This is a genomic window from Pseudonocardia nematodicida (assembly GCF_040105385.1).
GTDB lineage: Bacteria > Actinomycetota > Actinomycetes > Mycobacteriales > Pseudonocardiaceae > Pseudonocardia > Pseudonocardia nematodicida.
In genome coordinates this window covers 620,517-636,219 of sequence record NZ_JBEDNQ010000002.1, presented here as the reverse complement: position 1 = coordinate 636,219, position 15,703 = coordinate 620,517, and the positions used below count along the sequence as shown (strand labels likewise).

Annotated in this window: 14 protein-coding genes; 9 read left to right on the top strand and 5 right to left on the bottom strand. The window is 73.9% G+C overall.

The window, feature by feature from the left end:
- Positions 1-55 precede the first annotated feature (55 nt).
- From WIS52_RS07280 to WIS52_RS07270, 3 genes are read right to left on the bottom strand one after another with little or no spacing between them, the layout of a single operon-like run.
- Positions 56-955, bottom strand: a complete 900-nt coding sequence (locus tag WIS52_RS07280) for an adenosylcobinamide-GDP ribazoletransferase (protein WP_349297344.1) — start codon at positions 953-955, stop codon at positions 56-58.
- The gene (locus WIS52_RS07275) at positions 952-2,826 is read right to left on the bottom strand and encodes a bifunctional adenosylcobinamide kinase/adenosylcobinamide-phosphate guanylyltransferase (RefSeq protein ID WP_349297343.1); all 1,875 of its coding nucleotides are present in this window, start codon (positions 2,824-2,826) and stop codon (positions 952-954) included. Before WIS52_RS07275 ends, WIS52_RS07280 begins: the two co-directional genes overlap by 4 nt.
- 47 nt (positions 2,827-2,873) lie before the next feature.
- Positions 2,874-3,527: a DUF3043 domain-containing protein gene (locus WIS52_RS07270; RefSeq protein WP_349297342.1), complete on the bottom strand. Its 654-nt coding sequence runs from the start codon at positions 3,525-3,527 to the stop codon at positions 2,874-2,876.
- Positions 3,528-3,565: 38 nt separating this feature from the next.
- On the opposite strand from WIS52_RS07270, the gene WIS52_RS07265 reads away from it, so the two are divergent.
- The 4 genes from WIS52_RS07265 to WIS52_RS07250 all read left to right on the top strand — a co-directional run bounded on the left by WIS52_RS07265 (position 3,566) and on the right by WIS52_RS07250 (position 6,761).
- Positions 3,566-4,708, top strand: a complete 1,143-nt coding sequence (locus tag WIS52_RS07265) for a glycerate kinase family protein (protein ID WP_349297341.1) — start codon at positions 3,566-3,568, stop codon at positions 4,706-4,708.
- 124 nt (positions 4,709-4,832) lie between these two features.
- Entirely contained in the window at positions 4,833-5,204 is a 372-nt protein-coding gene (locus tag WIS52_RS07260; protein ID WP_349297340.1) for a HesB/IscA family protein, read from the top strand.
- Positions 5,205-5,341: 137 nt separating this feature from the next.
- A complete protein-coding gene (locus WIS52_RS07255; protein WP_349297383.1) occupies positions 5,342-6,277 on the top strand; it encodes a carbohydrate kinase family protein in 936 nt (311 codons plus the stop codon).
- A gap of 10 nt (positions 6,278-6,287) precedes the next feature.
- Positions 6,288-6,761 (top strand): hypothetical protein, encoded by a 474-nt coding sequence (locus WIS52_RS07250; protein WP_349297339.1) that lies wholly within the window; start codon positions 6,288-6,290, stop codon positions 6,759-6,761.
- Positions 6,762-6,817: 56 nt separating this feature from the next.
- Here WIS52_RS07250 and asnB read toward each other — a convergent pair whose 3' ends face one another.
- Entirely contained in the window at positions 6,818-8,764 is a 1,947-nt protein-coding gene (gene asnB / locus WIS52_RS07245; RefSeq protein ID WP_349297338.1) for an asparagine synthase (glutamine-hydrolyzing), read from the bottom strand.
- A gap of 297 nt (positions 8,765-9,061) precedes the next feature.
- Here asnB and ctaC point away from each other — a divergent pair, with 297 nt between their 5' ends.
- The 3 genes from ctaC to WIS52_RS07230 all read left to right on the top strand — a co-directional run bounded on the left by ctaC (position 9,062) and on the right by WIS52_RS07230 (position 11,837).
- Complete coding sequence (ctaC, locus tag WIS52_RS07240) at positions 9,062-10,012, top strand: aa3-type cytochrome oxidase subunit II (RefSeq protein WP_349297337.1); 951 nt, start codon at positions 9,062-9,064, stop codon at positions 10,010-10,012.
- A gap of 14 nt (positions 10,013-10,026) precedes the next feature.
- Complete coding sequence (locus tag WIS52_RS07235) at positions 10,027-10,425, top strand: cytochrome c oxidase subunit 4 (RefSeq protein ID WP_349297336.1); 399 nt, start codon at positions 10,027-10,029, stop codon at positions 10,423-10,425.
- 473 nt (positions 10,426-10,898) lie between these two features.
- A complete protein-coding gene (locus tag WIS52_RS07230) occupies positions 10,899-11,837 on the top strand; it encodes a hypothetical protein (RefSeq protein WP_349297335.1) in 939 nt (312 codons plus the stop codon).
- Positions 11,838-12,034: 197 nt separating this feature from the next.
- On the opposite strand, the gene WIS52_RS07225 is transcribed toward WIS52_RS07230, so the two are convergent.
- Complete coding sequence (locus WIS52_RS07225) at positions 12,035-13,192, bottom strand: acyl-CoA dehydrogenase family protein (protein WP_349297334.1); 1,158 nt, start codon at positions 13,190-13,192, stop codon at positions 12,035-12,037.
- A 258-nt stretch (positions 13,193-13,450) separates the two neighbouring features.
- Here WIS52_RS07225 and WIS52_RS07220 point away from each other — a divergent pair, with 258 nt between their 5' ends.
- Entirely contained in the window at positions 13,451-15,019 is a 1,569-nt protein-coding gene (locus tag WIS52_RS07220) for a sensor histidine kinase (RefSeq protein ID WP_349297333.1), read from the top strand.
- A gap of 38 nt (positions 15,020-15,057) precedes the next feature.
- Positions 15,058-15,699, top strand: a complete 642-nt coding sequence (locus WIS52_RS07215) for a response regulator transcription factor (RefSeq protein WP_349297382.1) — start codon at positions 15,058-15,060, stop codon at positions 15,697-15,699.
- Positions 15,700-15,703 lie beyond the last annotated feature (4 nt).

Here is a 15,703-nt window from a genome sequence, read left to right as displayed (position 1 = left end):
GTCCCGCTCCGGAACCGATGATCAACCGGCAGCCCGGCGGCCGGGCGGAGGTCGCTCAGGCCGTGAGTGCCGCCGCCAGCACGACCAGCACGGCCGTCGCCCCGAGCTCGGAGGCGGCCCCCAGCACGTCGCCGTTCATCCCGCCGAACCTCCGCCGGGTGTGCCGGGCCAGCCCCACCGTCAGCAGCGCCGCGAGCAGCACGGCCCCGACGACGGCGAGCGCGATCCCCGCCCCGTCGGACAGCACCGCCGCGCCCCTGCCGGCGAGGTCCCCGGCCGACGGGGCCGACGCCCGCGGCACGCTCGCGACGAGCGCCGCGGCGCCCGCGGCGGCCAGCCCGGTCCACCACACCGGCGCCATCCAGGCCGGCTGGCTGCCCGCGACGGTCGCGCCGAGACCACCGGGCCGTGCCGCCGGCGTCCCGCGGCGGGCCACCCAGCAGAACCCGGCCCGCCCGGTCGCGGCCGCCAGGGCACCGGTCACGACGACCGCGAGCGGCGGGGCGGCGACCAGCTGGGACAGCGCCGCGGCCTGGGCCCCCAGCACCACCAGCAGGGTGACCACGGCGAAGGGTCCCGCACCGCCGTCGGCCATGATCCGAAGCGCCCGGTCCGGCGGTCCGTAGCTGCCCAGGCCGTCGGCGGTGTCGGCGAGCCCGTCGAGGTGCATCCCGCGGGTCGCCAGCGAGCCCGCGCCGACGACCAGGAACCCGGCGACCAGCGGGTGCACGCCGAGCAGGACCAGCCCGAGCAGCAGCCCGCCGGCGGCCGCGCCGAGCAGCGCCCCGACCACCGGTGCCCAGCGCAACGCCGCCGCCGGGACGCCCGGCGGGAGGTCGCCGCCGGGCAGGGTGCGGACGCGGGCCGGTAGTACCGTCAGCCAGGCGACGGCCAGCGCGAGCCCGGCGAGCGGACCACCGCGCGGAGGGGCGCCGTCGGACGGCGGCCCCGTCACCGCCCGGCGCCCGCCGGCACCGACGGACCGCGGCGCACGATCCCGGTCTCGTCCGCGGAGCCGGTCTCGGCGATCAGCCGGGCCGCCGTCACCAGCAGCGGGAGCACCGCCACGCCCGCGGTGCCGTCCTCGGTGCGCACCGCCAGGTCCAGCACCGGCGTCAGCGCGAGGTGCTCGAGCACCAGGGTCGCGGCCGGCTCGGTCGACGGCTGCGCGGCCACCCACCACTGCTTCGCGCCCGGGGCGAGCTCCTCGGCGAGCAGCGCGGCGGTGCCGACGGCGAGCCCGTCGAGGACCACCGGGACCTTCCGCTCGGCGGCCCGGGCGAGGAACCCCGCGAGCACGACGAGGTCCGTGCCGCCGACGGTCCGCAGCAACGCCAGCGGGTCGCGCAGGTGCGGACGGGCGCGGCGCAGCGCGTCGCGGATCACGACGGCCTTGCGCATCCAGGCACGGTCGTCGATGCCCGAGGCCCGGCCGACGACGGCGACGGGCTCGGTCCCGGTCAGCGCGGCGACCAGCGTCGCCGACGGCGTGGTCGCACCGACCGCGAGGGTGGCGGGCACGAGGACGTCCGCCCCCGCGTCGATCTCCTCGTCGGCCAGCGTGCGCCCGGTCCGCCACGCGGTCTCGGCCTGCGCGGCGGTGAGCGCGTCCTCGACGTCGATCATGCCGGTCCCGCGGACGACGACGTGGCCCGACTCGGCGCCGTCGGCGCCGGTGACCAGACCGACGTCGACCGTCCGGACCGACGCCCCGGCGGCCCGTGCGGCCACCGTCACCGGGAGCCGTCCGGCCGCCGCGGCCGAGGCGCGCACCGCTGAGACCTCCTGCGGGTAGGCCGAGACCCCGGTGGCGGCGACGCCGTGGTCGGCGGCGAGCAGCAGGACGCGTGCCTGCACCGGCGGCCGCGGCGGGCACTCGCCCTGGCAGGACGCCAGCCACACGCCCAGCTCGCCGAGCCGGCCGAGCCCGCCGGCCGGCGTGGCGAGGTCCTCGACGAGCGCGACCGCGGCCCGCCGGCTGTGCCGGTCGGGGGCACCGACCGCGGTGGGGACGACCGGTCCGGCCGGCTCGGCGGACGGGGTGACGCCGCTGATCGGGGCCGCGTCGACCCCGGTCTCGGGGGTGACGCTGCCGGGGACGACGGCCGGGGTGCCGGCGACGTTCCCGTCCGCGGTCGCGACGTCGGCCGCTCCGGCGCTCTCCTCGACCGGGGCCGGCGGGTCGGAGGCGGCAGTTCCGGCGACGGGAGCGCCGGCGACGGCGGGCGGGGTGGGGTCGGCCACGGAACCCGAGCCCGTCGCCGCATCGACGGGGGACTCCGGGGCCGGGAGCCGCACCGCCCGCCCGGCCACGACCAGCACGACGTCGTCGCACACCCCGGCCAGCGCCTCGTTCAGCTCACCGAGCCGGTCCCGGAACAGCCGCCCGGACGCCGTCTCCGGCACCACCCCGAGGCCCGTCTCGGCCGAGACCAGCACCACCGGTCCCGGTGCGGTCCGCACGGCCTCGACCAGTGCCGCGACGGCGTCGTCCACGTCCGGCAGCGGGCCGGTCGCCGACCACGCGCCGGCGTCGTCCAGGACGCCGGTCAACCAGGTGGCGACGTCGTCGACCAGCACCGGGCCGGGGACCGCCAGTGCGGCGGCCAGTTCCGGGCCCGCGGTGATCTCCGCGGTCGTCCAGCTCGCCGGCCGGCGGTCGCGGTGCGCGGCGATGCGGGCGTCCCACTCGGCGTCGCCCGGTACCCGGCGCCCGGTCGCGACGTAGCGCACCGGGCCGTCGCCGAGGAGGCGCTCGGCGTACCGGGACTTCCCGGATCGTGAGCCGCCGAGGACGAGCGTCCGGGTGTTGACCGCGAGGTTCACGCGCTCATCGTGACGCACGCGCTCCCGCGGGCGTCGAGAAGGTCGTCTCAGACGTCGGCGCCACGCGCGACGCGGGGCTTGGGCACCCGCATCCGCCGGGGCTGGGTGGCCCGGGAGAACGCGTACCAGCCGGTGCCGAGGCCCTTGATCTCCTCGTCCGGGAACTTCTCCCGGGCCTTCTTCAGCACCTGGTAACCGAGCAGGGTGCCCTCGACGACCATCACCAGCAGCATCAGGAACGTGAACAGCGTGACGTACTGCTGCAGTACCGGGTTCTGGATCAGCGCCGCGACCAGCACCAGCGCGGCCAGCGGCAGGAACAGCCCGATGACGTGCGGCCGGGAGTCCACGACGTCGCGGATGTGGGCGCGCACCTTGCCGCGGTCGCGGGGGAGCAGCACCCGGTCGTCGCCGGCGTCCATCCGGCGGCGCCGCTCCAGCGACGCGGCCCGGCGGTCCTCCTTGGAGGGCCGGTTGGCCTTGGCCAGCTTCGACGCCTCGCGCTGGGTGCGGGGCGGGGGCGGCGCCGGGCCACGGCGCTTGCCCTCGGCGTCACGGCGCTTCGGCGTCGCCCGGCCCTTGCCGGGTGTGGTGTGGGAGCGGGCGGGCCCGCCCTCCGCGCCGTCGGCGTCCGTGACCGCCGAGTCGTCGACCGTGGCGGTGGCCGGGTCGGAGCTCTCGGAACGGCGCAGGAACCTCACGGCTGTCAACAATACGGGCCCCGGCTAGCCTCCCTCGCATGCGGATCGTGGTCGCTCCTGATTCCTTCGGCGGAACCCTCAGCGCGCGTGAGGCGGCGGACGCGATCGCGGACGGCTGGCGACGTACGGCCCCGGGCGACGACGTCCGGATCGTCCCGCTCGCCGACGGCGGGACCGGGTTCGCGGAGGTGCTGCACACCGCCCTCGGGGGGACGGTCCACGAGCTCGAGGTGACCGGCCCGCTCGGTGATCCGGTGACCGGGTCCTGGCTGCAGGTCGGTGACACCGCGTACCTGGAGTGCGCCTCGGCGTGCGGGCTGCACCACGTGTCCCGCGAGGACCGCACCCCGGAGGTGGCCCGGACCGCGACCACCTACGGGGTCGGAGAGCTGCTCGCGGCCGCCCGGGACGCCGGCGTCGCCCGGATCGTGGTCGGGCTCGGTGGATCCGCGACCACCGACGGCGGTGCCGGGATGCTCGCCGCGCTCGGCGCCACCCCGGTCGACGACGACGGCCTGCCGCTGCCCTACGGCGGCGCCGCGCTGGCGACCTGCGGCCGGCTCGACGGACGCCCGGACCTGGGCGGCATCGAGCTCGTCGCGGCGTCCGACGTGGACAACCCGCTGCTCGGTGAGCACGGCGCCGCCGCGGTCTTCGGGCCGCAGAAGGGGGCCGACGCGGGCACCGTCACCGAGCTGGACGCCGCCCTGGCCGTCTTCGCCGGCTCACTGGGCGAGCTGGCCGGGCGGGACGTGCGCGACGACGCCGCCGCCGGGGCCGCCGGCGGGCTCGGTGCCGCGCTGCTGGCACTGGGCGCGCGGATCGAGTCCGGTGCCGGGCTGGTGCGCGAGCTGGTCGGGCTCGACGCCGAGCTGGACGCCGCCGCGGCCGACGGCGGGCTCGCGGTGACCGGCGAGGGCAGCTTCGACTGGCAGTCGCTGCGCGGCAAGCTGATCACCGCCGTCGCCCGGGGTGCCGCGGACCGGGGGATCCCGTGCGTCGTGCTGGCCGGGCAGGTCAGCGTCGGGCGCCGGGAGGCGGGGGCGGCGGGCGTCGACTCCGCACACGGCGTGGCCGACGAGCTCGGGCTGGAGGCCTCGATGGCCGACCCGGCCGGGACACTGGCCGAGCTGGCGTCGCGGATCGCCCCGCGCTGGAGCCGCGGCGCGCGGACGGGGTGACCGGGCCCACGGCCGCGTTCGCCGATCCGGGGGTTCGCCGGGCGACCGGCCCCGCGGCGGGCGACGTAGGATGAATGCGCACCACCCGGGAACACCGGGCCACCGGTGAGTTGTTGGGAGAGTCATGACCGTAGAGAACGCTGTCGACGCCACCCCTGCGGCTGAGCAGACCCACGGGGTGGAGCTCAGCGACGCCGCAGCCGTGAAGGCCCGCACCCTGCTGGAGCAGGAGGGTCGCGACGACATGCACCTGCGCATCGCCGTGCAGCCGGGTGGCTGTGCGGGACTGCGCTACCAGCTGTTCTTCGACGACCGTTCGCTCGACGGCGACCTGTTCCGTGACTTCCACGGCCTCAAGGTGGGCGTCGACCGGATGAGCGCTCCCTACCTGCAGGGCGCGCAGATCGACTTCGTCGACACCATCGAGAAGCAGGGCTTCACGATCGACAACCCGAACGCCGGGGGCTCCTGCGCGTGCGGTGACTCGTTCAACTGAGACCCGGCTCCGCCGCAGGTCAGCACGTCGGACGGGCCTCGTCCTGATCATCACGATCATGACGGGGCCCGTTCGTGTGTCGTAGGGTCGCTCCCGTGCCTATCGCCGTGACGGGATCGATCGCCTCCGACAACCTCATGCACTTCCCCGGGAAGTTCTCCGAGCAGATCCTCGCCGAGCAGCTCGACCGGATCTCGGTCAGCTTCCTGGTCGACGACCTGACGGTCCGCCGGGGCGGGGTCGCCGGCAACATCGCCTTCGCGCTGGGCGTGCTCGGCCAGAACCCGGTGCTCATCGGTGCCGTCGGGCCCGACTTCGCCGAGTACCGGAAGATCCTCGACGACCTCGGTGTCGACACCTCCGGCGTGTCGACCTTCGACGACGTGCACACCGCCCGCTTCGTCTGCACCACCGACGACGACATGCGCCAGATCGCGTCCTTCTACACCGGCGCGATGGCGAAGTCCTCCGAGATCGAGCTCGCCCCGATCGCCGAGCGCGTCGGCGGGTTCGACCTGGTGCTCATCGGCGCCAGCGACCCGGACGCGATGGTCCGGCACACCGAGGAGTGCCGCGAGAAGGGCTACCCCTTCCTCGCCGACCCGTCCCAGCAGCTGGCCCGGATGGAGGGGCCCGAGGTCCGCACGCTGATCGAGGGCGCGACGTACCTGGTCACCAACGACTACGAGTACGAGCTGCTGCTCAAGAAGACCGGCTGGACCGAGGCCGAGGTCGCCTCGAAGGTCGGTACCCGGATCACCACCTTCGGTGAGAAGGGCGCGCTGATCGTCGAGGCGGACGGGACCGAGACCCGCGTCGACGTCGTCCCGCCGACCGAGCAGGTCGACCCGACCGGCGTCGGCGACGCCTGGCGGGCCGGGTTCCTCACCGCGCTGAACGGCGGCCTGTCGCTGGAGCGTGCCGCCCAGCTCGGCGCGCTGATCGCGACCTACGTGCTGGAGTCCGACGGCCCGCAGGAGTGGACCTGGGACCGCGACGCCGCCCTGACCCGGCTGCGCGACACCTTCGGTGACGCGGTCGCCGACGAGATCGCCCCCGTCCTGCCGGCCTGATCCGCCGAGCGTGGGGCGTGGCGGCCGGGCGCTGCGCCGGCAGTACCTGCGGCTCGGGACCGGTGAGCTGACCGCGGCGGCGGTGTTCGTCGCTGCCGCGGTGCTGTTGGATGCCGGGCCGGGGCTGTGGGCCGCGCTCGTCCCGCTGCTGATGATCATCATCCACGGGGGCGTCTACTGGCTCACGGCCCGACGGCGGATCCCGGCCGGCCGGATGGGGCCCGGGGAGGCCCGGCTGCACCGGGCCGGACGCGGGGCGGCTGTCGTCCTGCTCGTCGCCGGCCTCGCCGGGATGCTCGCCTGGTGGCCCCCGACGACGGGTGCGGCGCTGCTCGCGCTCGCCGTATGGCTGTTCGGTGTGGTCGAGTACCTCAACTACCACGTCGTACGGCTGGCCTACCCGCCCGCGCAGTGGCCGGTCGCCGTCCGTGGGTGGCGGACCCCACGGCTGGCCCGGGACCTGCGCGCCGCGACCCGACCGTGACGACACGTACGGCCGGCTCCAGGGGAGGAGCCGGCCGTACGCCGTCGTAAGAGGTCTCAGATCTTGACCGGGTAGGTCGGGGTCGGGACCTCCGGCGTGATCCTCTTCTCGACGAAGATTCCGTGCCAGATCAGGAAGACCAGCACCGCCCAGAGCCGGCGGGAGTGGTCGACCGGGCCCTCCCGGTGGGCGTCCAGCATCCGGTGCACGGCCTGCAGGTCGATCAGGTGACCGGCGCCGGAGTTCTGCAGGATGTCGCGGGCCCAGGCGTACATCTCGTCGCGCAGCCAGTGCCGGATCGGCACCGGGAAGCCGAGCTTCGGCCGGTTGAGCACGTGCGGCGGGATGATCCCCTCGCAGGCCCGGCGCAGCGCGTACTTCGTGGTGCCGTTCGCCCCGTGGGTGATCTTCTGCGACTGCGGCAGCGACGAGGCGATCTCGAAGACCTCGGGGTCGAGGAACGGCACCCGCAGCTCCAGCGAGTGCGCCATCGTCATCTTGTCCGCCTTGACCAGGATGTCGCCGCGCAGCCAGGTGAACAGGTCCACGTGCTGCATCCGGGCGACCGGGTCCCAGTCGTGCGAGGCGAAGTAGTGCGGCGCGGTGACGTCGACGTGCGACACCCGCGGGTCGTAGCCGCGCAGCACCTCGTGCAGCTGGTCGTCCCGGAAGATCCGTGCGTTGCCGTAGTAGCGGTGCTCCAGCGACAGCGAGCCGCGGCGCAGCAGGTCCTTGCCGCGCATGCCCTCGGGCATCTTCCGCGAGGCCCGGCGCATGATCGGCTTGAGCGTGCCGGGGACCTTCTCGAAGGGGGCCAGCGACAGCGGCTCGCGGTAGATCGAGTAGCCGCCGAACAGCTCGTCGGCACCCTCGCCGGACAGCACCACCTTGACGTGCTCGCGGGCCTCGCGGGCGATGAACCACAGCGGGACCAGCGCCGGGTCGGCCACCGGGTCGTCGAGGTACCAGATGATGAGCGGCAGGGCCTCCATCATCTCGTCCGGCTTGACGGTCCGGACCACGTGCTGCACGCCGATCGCCGCGGCGGACTCGGCCGCGACGTCGACCTCGGAGTAGCCCTCGCGCTCGAACCCGGTGGTGAAGGTGATCAGGTTCGGGTTGTGCTCCTTGGCGAGCGCCGCGATCGCGGTGGAGTCGATGCCGCCGGACAGGAACGCGCCCACGGTCACGTCGGCCCGCATGTGCTTGGCCACCGAGTCGCGCAGGACGTCGGCGATCTCGCCGTGCACGATCGCCTCCGCCTCGGCGCTGGCCGGGGCGTGGCTGGGCAGCGAGATGAACTTCGGCGCGAAGTAGCGCTGGTGCAGCGGCTCCTCGCCGGGCCGCACGGTGACGTGCGTCCCGGACTCGACGCGCGAGATCATCCGGTGCAGCGACATCGGCTCGGGCACGTACTGCAGGGTCAGGTAGTGCTGCAGCGCGGCCGGCTCCAGGTCCAGCCCGATACCCAGCTCGGGGGCCAGGGCCAGCAGCGACTTCTTCTCGCTCGCGAACGCGGTGCCCGCCGCGGTCGTCGCGAGGAACAGCGGCTTGATGCCGAACGGGTCGCGGGCGGCGAACATCTCGCGCTCGACGGCGTCCCAGATGACGAACGCGAACATGCCGCGCAGCCGCTGGACCGCGTCCGGGCCCCAGTAGTGGAACGCCGCGACGATGACCTCGCCGTCGCCCTCGGTGGCGAAGGCCGCGTCGTAGGTCTCGATCAGCTCCTGGCGCAGCTCCAGGTAGTTGTAGACCTCACCGTTGAAGACGATGGTGTAGCGGGTGTCCTCGCCGGGCACCGGTCCCCAGTGCAGGGGCTGGTGCGAGTGGTCCACGTCGATGATGGACAGCCGGTTGAAGCCCAGGACGAGGTCGTGGTCGTTCCACGTCGCACTCTCGTCGGGGCCTCGGTGCCGCGCACAGCGCAGCGCGTCGGCGATCGGCTCGACCCGGGTGGCGGCATCCGCCCCGGCGGTCAGCAGTCCCAGCAGTCCGCACACGATGGTCAGTATGCCCAGTCGTTACGACGCGCCGTGCGCGCCCCGTCGCGATCCGGACTAATGCCTGAAAGACTGCCGGTTTCGCCGTTCACCGGCGGGGGAGTGGCCCTCGGCGCGGGACACCCCGGCGGGCGCGTCCCGACCGGCGTTCGTCTAGTCTCTACGCGAGGTCGAAGACGGTGCTCCGAACGGGTGGCGCCAGATCTTCGCGCAGTGAACCGTGGTGACAGTGCCTGAACCACAGCAAGGACGAACGTGCCGGCAGTGCGGCAGGACATGACAGGAAGGCGGCGCGCGGTGGCCCGAACGGAAGGCCGATCCCGGTACGCGCGGGCAGCGAAGCTGGGCCTGGTGGGTCTGCTGGCGGTGCCGGCGCTCGCGGGCTGCTCGGTCGAGGAGGTCATCCGGTTCGGGTGGCCGGTGGGGGTCACCCCCGAGGCCGAGGCCATGCGGAACCTCTGGACCTGGTCGGCGATCGCGTCGCTCGTCGTGGGCGTCATCACCTGGGGCGCGATGTTCTGGGCGATGATCTTCCACCGGAAGCGGAAGGACGACGACGGCACGCTGCCCCGGCAGACGCAGTACAACCTGCCGGTCGAGCTGGTCTTCACCGCGATCCCGACCGTGATCGTCGCCGTGCTGTTCGGCTTCACGCTGAACGTGCAGAACTATGTGACCAAGGACGAGGCCTCGGCCGGCGGACCGGCAGACCTGCAGGTCGAGATCGTCGGCTTCCAGTGGAACTGGGAGTTCCTCTACCCCGGTGAGGCCGGCCCCGACGGCCGCCCGGTGAGCACCCTCGGGACCAGCGACACGATCCCGATCATGGTCGTGCCGACCGACCGGTCGATCGAGTTCACCCAGATGTCTCCCGACGTGATCCACTCGTTCTACGTGCCGGAGTTCCTGTTCAAGCGCGACGTGTTCCCGTTCCCGGAGCGCAACGAGCAGGACAACCAGTTCGTGATCGACCGCATCGAGCAGCAGGGCGCGTTCGTCGGCCGCTGCGCCGAGCTCTGCGGCACGTACCACTCGCAGATGAACTTCGAGGTCCGCGCCCTCGAGCCGGCGCTGTTCGACCGCTACATCCAGCTCCGCAAGGAGACCAACCCGGAGACGGGGCAGCCCTACAACACCGGTGAGGCGCTGGCGGCGCTGAACTGTGGTGAGTGGTGCGCGCCCGAGGCGATCAGCACCAAGCCGTTCAGCACCGAGCGCGGGCAGCTGGCCGCGCAGGTCGACGGCTGAGGGGGAGGACCGCAATGAAGATCGAATCCCGCATCTTCGAGATCTGCACCGGGTTCTTCATCCTGTGCGCGATCGCCTACACGTTCCTGGCCGGCGAGGTCGTGGGCGTGACGGCGCTGTGGCTCACCGCGGGCCTGTCGCTGATCATCGGCACGTTCTTCCGGTTCGTCTCGCGGCGGCTGGAGGAGCGCCCCGAGGACGACCCGGAGGGCGAGGTCTCCGACGGCGCCGGCGAGGTCGGGTTCTTCTCCCCGGGCAGCTACTGGCCGCTGGGGATCGCCGCCGCGGCCGCGCTGACCGCGATCGGCATGGCGTTCTGGTACGCCTGGATCATCGTCATCGGCGGGACGCTGATCCTGATCGCCGTCGGCGGCCTGGTCTTCGAGTACCACCGGGGCCCCGCGCACCACTAGCCCGCACCGCTCCGCACGACGGCCCGCCCCGGGACTCCCGGGGCGGGCCGTCGCCGTCTCCCGCTCACCCGAGCAGCCCCGTCTCCCGGGGCACGTCCGCCCCGTCTCCCATTCGCGCGTCCGCCCCATCCCCATCACCCCCATTCGCACGAGCGGACCCTTCGTGAAGAGGAGCATCACGAACGGTCCGTTCGTGATGAGGCAGGGAGCGGCGCCGGTCCCGAGCCGCGAGGTACCTCGAGCCACGAGCGGCTCCTTCGTGGCACAGGACTTCACGAAGGGTCCGCTCGTGTGGATCGGGAGATTTCGGCCCACACGACGACGGCTCCGGGAGTTGTCCACAGGGTCGCGGGAAACCGGGTGCAGCAGCGTCACCAGGGCTCAGGCTCGTGGACATGGGAGTGCGGACCGGACGTCGACGAGGGCCTCGCCGCGATGAGATCGCGGCGCTGATCGGCCGGCGCGTCGTGCGCGTGGCGGATCTGGAGCTGCTGGGCGTCGACCGGGCGACGACGGCGTACCGGTGCCGCCCGGGTGGGCCCTGGAGCAGGCTCGGCCCTGGCGTCGTCAAGCTCGACAACGGCCCGCAGACGAGGGACGACCGGTGCCAGGCAGCGATCCTGCACGCCGGTCGGGACGCGGTCGTCACCGGCATCGATGCCCTTGCCCGGCACGGTGTTCGCTCGGCCCCCACCCCGTCCGGCCCCGTGCACGTCCTGATTCCGGCCGGTCGCCGCAGGATCGGTGCCGGGCTCATGCTCGCCGAACGTACGCACCGGCTGCCCTCCGGATCCTCCGGTGACGTCCCGCTCGCTCCGGTGGCGCGGGCCGCCGTGGACGCCGCGCGCCGGAGCCGTGACCGCAACCTGGTCCGGACCGTGTTCGCCGATCTCGTCCAGCACCGTCATTGCACGGTCGATCAGCTCGTCACCGAGCTCGTCGAGGGGAGCAGCCGCGGGTCGGCCCTACCGCGTGAGGTGCTCAGGGAGATCGTCGATGGTGTCCGATCGGTGGCGGAGGCCACCGCCCAGCGGCTACTGCGGCGCGCCGGCCTTCCGGTGCCGCTGCTCAACGTCCGCCTGGAGGCCCCCGACGGGACCTTCCTCGCGATCCCGGACTTCCTGTTCGAGGAGGCCGGCCTCGCCTGGCAGATCGATTCCCGGGAATACCACCTCGACCCCACCGATTACGAACGCACGGTGCGACGCCGCTCGGCGCTGGTGGCCGCGGGCGTCGTGGTGGTCCAGTCCCTGCCGAGCGACCTGCGGACCCGACCGGCCGAGGTGCTGGCCGAGCTGCGCCGGGCACATGCACAGGCGGTGCTGCTGCCCCCGCCGTCGGTGGTCGTGGTCCCCGAGCGCACGGACAGACCAGCAGGCCCCGTCCCGAGCCCCAGGGCCGCCGAGCTCTGACCCCCGCACCTTCACGAGCGGACCTTTCGTAGCGCCAGTTTCCACGAAAGGTCTGCTCGTGAAGGTATGGTCGGGAGCGCGTGGCGGGACGGTGGCGATGCCGGGCGCAGCCGGGCCGGTCCCAGCTCCGTCACGAGCGGGCCGTTCGTGGCAACTATCGCCACGAAAGGTGCGTTCGTGAGAGCTATCCGGAGGTCTCAGGCCCTCGCGGCCTTGCCCAGCACGTCCCGCGCGATGATCACCTGCTGGATCTGGCTGGTGCCCTCGTAGATCCGGAAGAGCCGGGCGTCGCGGTAGAACCGCTCGACGGTCACGCCGCGCATGTACCCGGCGCCGCCGTGCACCTGGACGGCGCGGTCGGCGACCCGGCCGACCATCTCCGAGCAGAAGTACTTCGCGGCGGCCGGTCCGGAGACGGTGTCGGAGCCGTCGTCGAAGGTGCCCGCGGCGTCGAGGACCAGGCCGCGGCCGGCGCGGGCGTCGGTCACCGAGTCCGCGACGAGCCCCTGGACCAGCTGGAACCGGGCGATCGGCGCCCCGCGCTGTTCCCGGGTGCGGGCGAACTCGACGGTCTCGTGGACCAGCCGGTCGGCCATGCCGACGCACACCGCGGCGATGTGCAACCGCCCGTGCGCCAGGCAGCGCGCGGCGATCCGGAACCCCTGGTCGACCCCGTCCGGCCCGCCGACGACGGCCTCGGCGGGTACCCGGACGTCGTCGAGGTGCACGTCGGCGGTCCAGGCGCCGAACTGACCCATCTTCGCGTCCTTCGGGCCGACCGAGAGCCCGGGCGAGCCGGCGGGTACGAGGAACGTCGAGATCCCGCGGTTGCCGGGCGCGTCCAGGTCGGTGCGGGCGAACACCATGATCACGTCGGCGACCGGGGCGTTGGTGATGTAGCGCTTCGAGCCGGTGATCACCCAGTCGTCGCCGTCGCGGACGGCGCGGGTGGCCAGCGACGACGGGTCCGACCCGGCGTCGGCCTCGGTCAGCCCGAACGAGGCGGTGACCTCGCCGGACGCGAGCCGGGGCAGCCACTCCCGCTTCTGCTCAGGAGTGCCGCCCTCGAGCAGTACGTGCCCGGCGATGCCGTTGTTGGTGCCGAACAGCGAGCGCAGCGCCGGCGTCGTCCAGCCCAGCTCGAAGGCCAGCCGGACCTCCTCGGACGCGGTCAGGCCCAGCCCGCCGAACTCCTCGGGGATGGCGAAGCCGTAAAGGCCCATCTCCCTGCACTGCGCGACGATCCGGTCCGGGACGGCGTCGCCCGCGTCGATCTCCTCCTCCAACGGCACCACCTCGGTGCGGACGAAGTCCCGGACGGCGGCCAGCACGTCCCGCAGGTCGGAGGGGTCCACGGTGTCTCCTCGCTCTCGCGTCGTCGCGGTCGCCGACAGCCCACCACGACGTGGCCGGTCCCCGCCAGGAACCGGGAACCCGCCGGCCGGCCGGGTGTGGTGTCGATCACTGTCCGGGTGTCGACCGGTGCCGTGTCCGGCATCGATCCGCACCCGGACGACGACCACGGAGGGGCCGTCGTCACGAAGCCGGGGCGCGGTGCGCGGAACGGCCTATCCTCGACAGCGCACCAGCACCGCCGGAGGTGACCCACCGCCATGCCCGAGGAGACCGTGTCGGACCGCGCCGGGGCGCGGACCGCAGCGGCGGACCCGGCAGCACCGGCGGACCCGGCAGGCTCGGCCGCCCCGGCCCCGGCGACCCCGGACCCGGCAGCACCGGCGGCCGAGGACCGGGCGATCCCGGATCCGGCGATGCCGGGCCCCGACGAACCCGGCGGCAGCCCGCTCGACCCGCACCTGGTCCGGGCCCTGGAGGGATGGGGCAACGGGGCGCTGCGCGAGTACCTGCTCCGCGACGGCGGCCGGCACCTGCCGCAGCCGACGCACTGGCCGTCCGGCTGGCCGGGCCGGACCCGGCTCGGGGCGCAGATGGCGTACTTGCTGACCGGGTTGCCGCTGGCCGTCGTCAGCGGGCTGGTCGTCCTGGTCGGCCTGCTGCTGGGGGCGGGGACGTTCGTGCTCTGGATCGGGCTGCCGATCACCGTCGGGTCGCTGGCCGCGGCCCGCGGCTTCGCCGAGCTGGAACGCCGGGCCACCGAAGCCGCGACCGGACGTCCGCTGCCGCCGCACCACTACCGGCCCAACCGCGGGCGACGCCTGATGGGCCGGCTGCTGCGTGCGCTGGCCGACCCGCAGTCGTGGCGGGACCTCGCGCACGCCGTCGTCGGCCTGCCGCTGCGCGCGCTCTGCGCCGCCGTCGCGCTGGTGTGGGCGGTGACCGGCCTGGCCGGGCTGGTCTACGTGTTCTGGCAGTGGTCGCTGCCGCGCGGACCGGGCAACTGGACCCTGTTCGGGTCGATCACCGGGGTCGACTCGGGAGCCGGCGACATCGCGCTGAACACCGGGCTCGGCATCCTGCTGCTGGTCACGCTGCCCTCGGTGGTCCGCTGGCTCACCGACGTCCGCGCGCTGCTCGCCCGCGGCCTGCTCACCAACCAGACCGCCGCGCTGCGGGCCCGCGCCCTGGCGCTGGCCGCCGGCCGGCGGGCGGCCGTGGCCGCCGAGGCCCAGACCCTGCGACGCCTGGAACGCGACATCCACGACGGCCCCCAGCAGCGCCTGGTGCGGCTCGGGATGGACCTGGAGTCGGCCGTCCGACGCCTCGACGACGACCCCGAACGGGCCCGGCCGCTGCTGCACGAGGCCCTCGAACAGAGCCGTGAGGCGCTGTCCGAGCTGCGCGCGCTGTCCCGCGGGATCGCCCCGCCGATCCTCGCCGACCGCGGGCTCGGTCCGGCGCTGCACGCCGCCGCCGCCCGGTGCCCGGTACCGGTGGACCTCGACGTCGCCCTCGACGACGGCGTCCGGATGCCCGCCCTGGTCGAGAACACGGCGTACTTCGTCGTCTCCGAGGCGCTGACCAACATCGCCAAGCACGCCGGGGCGTCCGCGGCGGGGGTGACGGTGACCGTCGACGCGACCCTGCTGCGGGTGGTGGTCCGCGACGACGGCCGCGGCGGCGCCCATCTCGGCAAGGGCCACGGGCTCGCCGGGCTGGCCGACCGGCTGGAGATCGTCGAGGGCAACCTCGACGTGCGCAGCCCGGCCGGCGGCCCGACGGTGCTGACGGCCGAGGTGCCGGTTGCCGGCCTGGGGGAGGGGTGAGGCGCATACCGGCCACCCGCGAGGATGTGCGCATGACGATGCGGGTGGTCCTGGCCGAGGACTCGATGCTGCTGCGGGAGGGCCTCGTCCGGTTGCTGGAGGAGGCGGGCGCGACGGTGCTCGCCGCGGTCGGCGACGGCACCGCGCTCGTGGAGGCGGTGGCCGAGCACCGGCCGGAGGTCGCGGTCGTGGACGTGCGGATGCCGCCGTCGTTCACCGACGAGGGGCTGCGGGCCGCGCTGGAGATCCGCAAGACCCATCCCGAGATCGGGATCCTGGTGCTGTCCCAGTACGTCGAGGAGTCCTACGCCACCGACCTGCTGGAGGCCGGCGGCGGGGTCGGGTACCTGCTCAAGGACCGGGTGTCGAAGCTGGCGGAGCTCTCCGACGCGCTGACCCGGGTCGCGGCGGGCGGCACCGTGCTGGACCCGGAGGTGGTCTCGGCGCTGCTCACCAACCGGCGTCGCCGGGACCCGCTCGCCGAGCTCTCGCCCCGCGAGCGCGAGGTGCTGGAGCTGATGGCCCAGGGCCGGACCAACACCGCGATCGGACGGCTGATGGTGATCACCCAGGGGGCCGTCGAGAAGCACATCTCGTCGATCTTCACCAAGCTCGGGCTGCCGCCGTCGTCCGACGACCACCGCCGCGTGATGGCGGTTCTGGCCTGGCTCGAGGGCTAGCGCC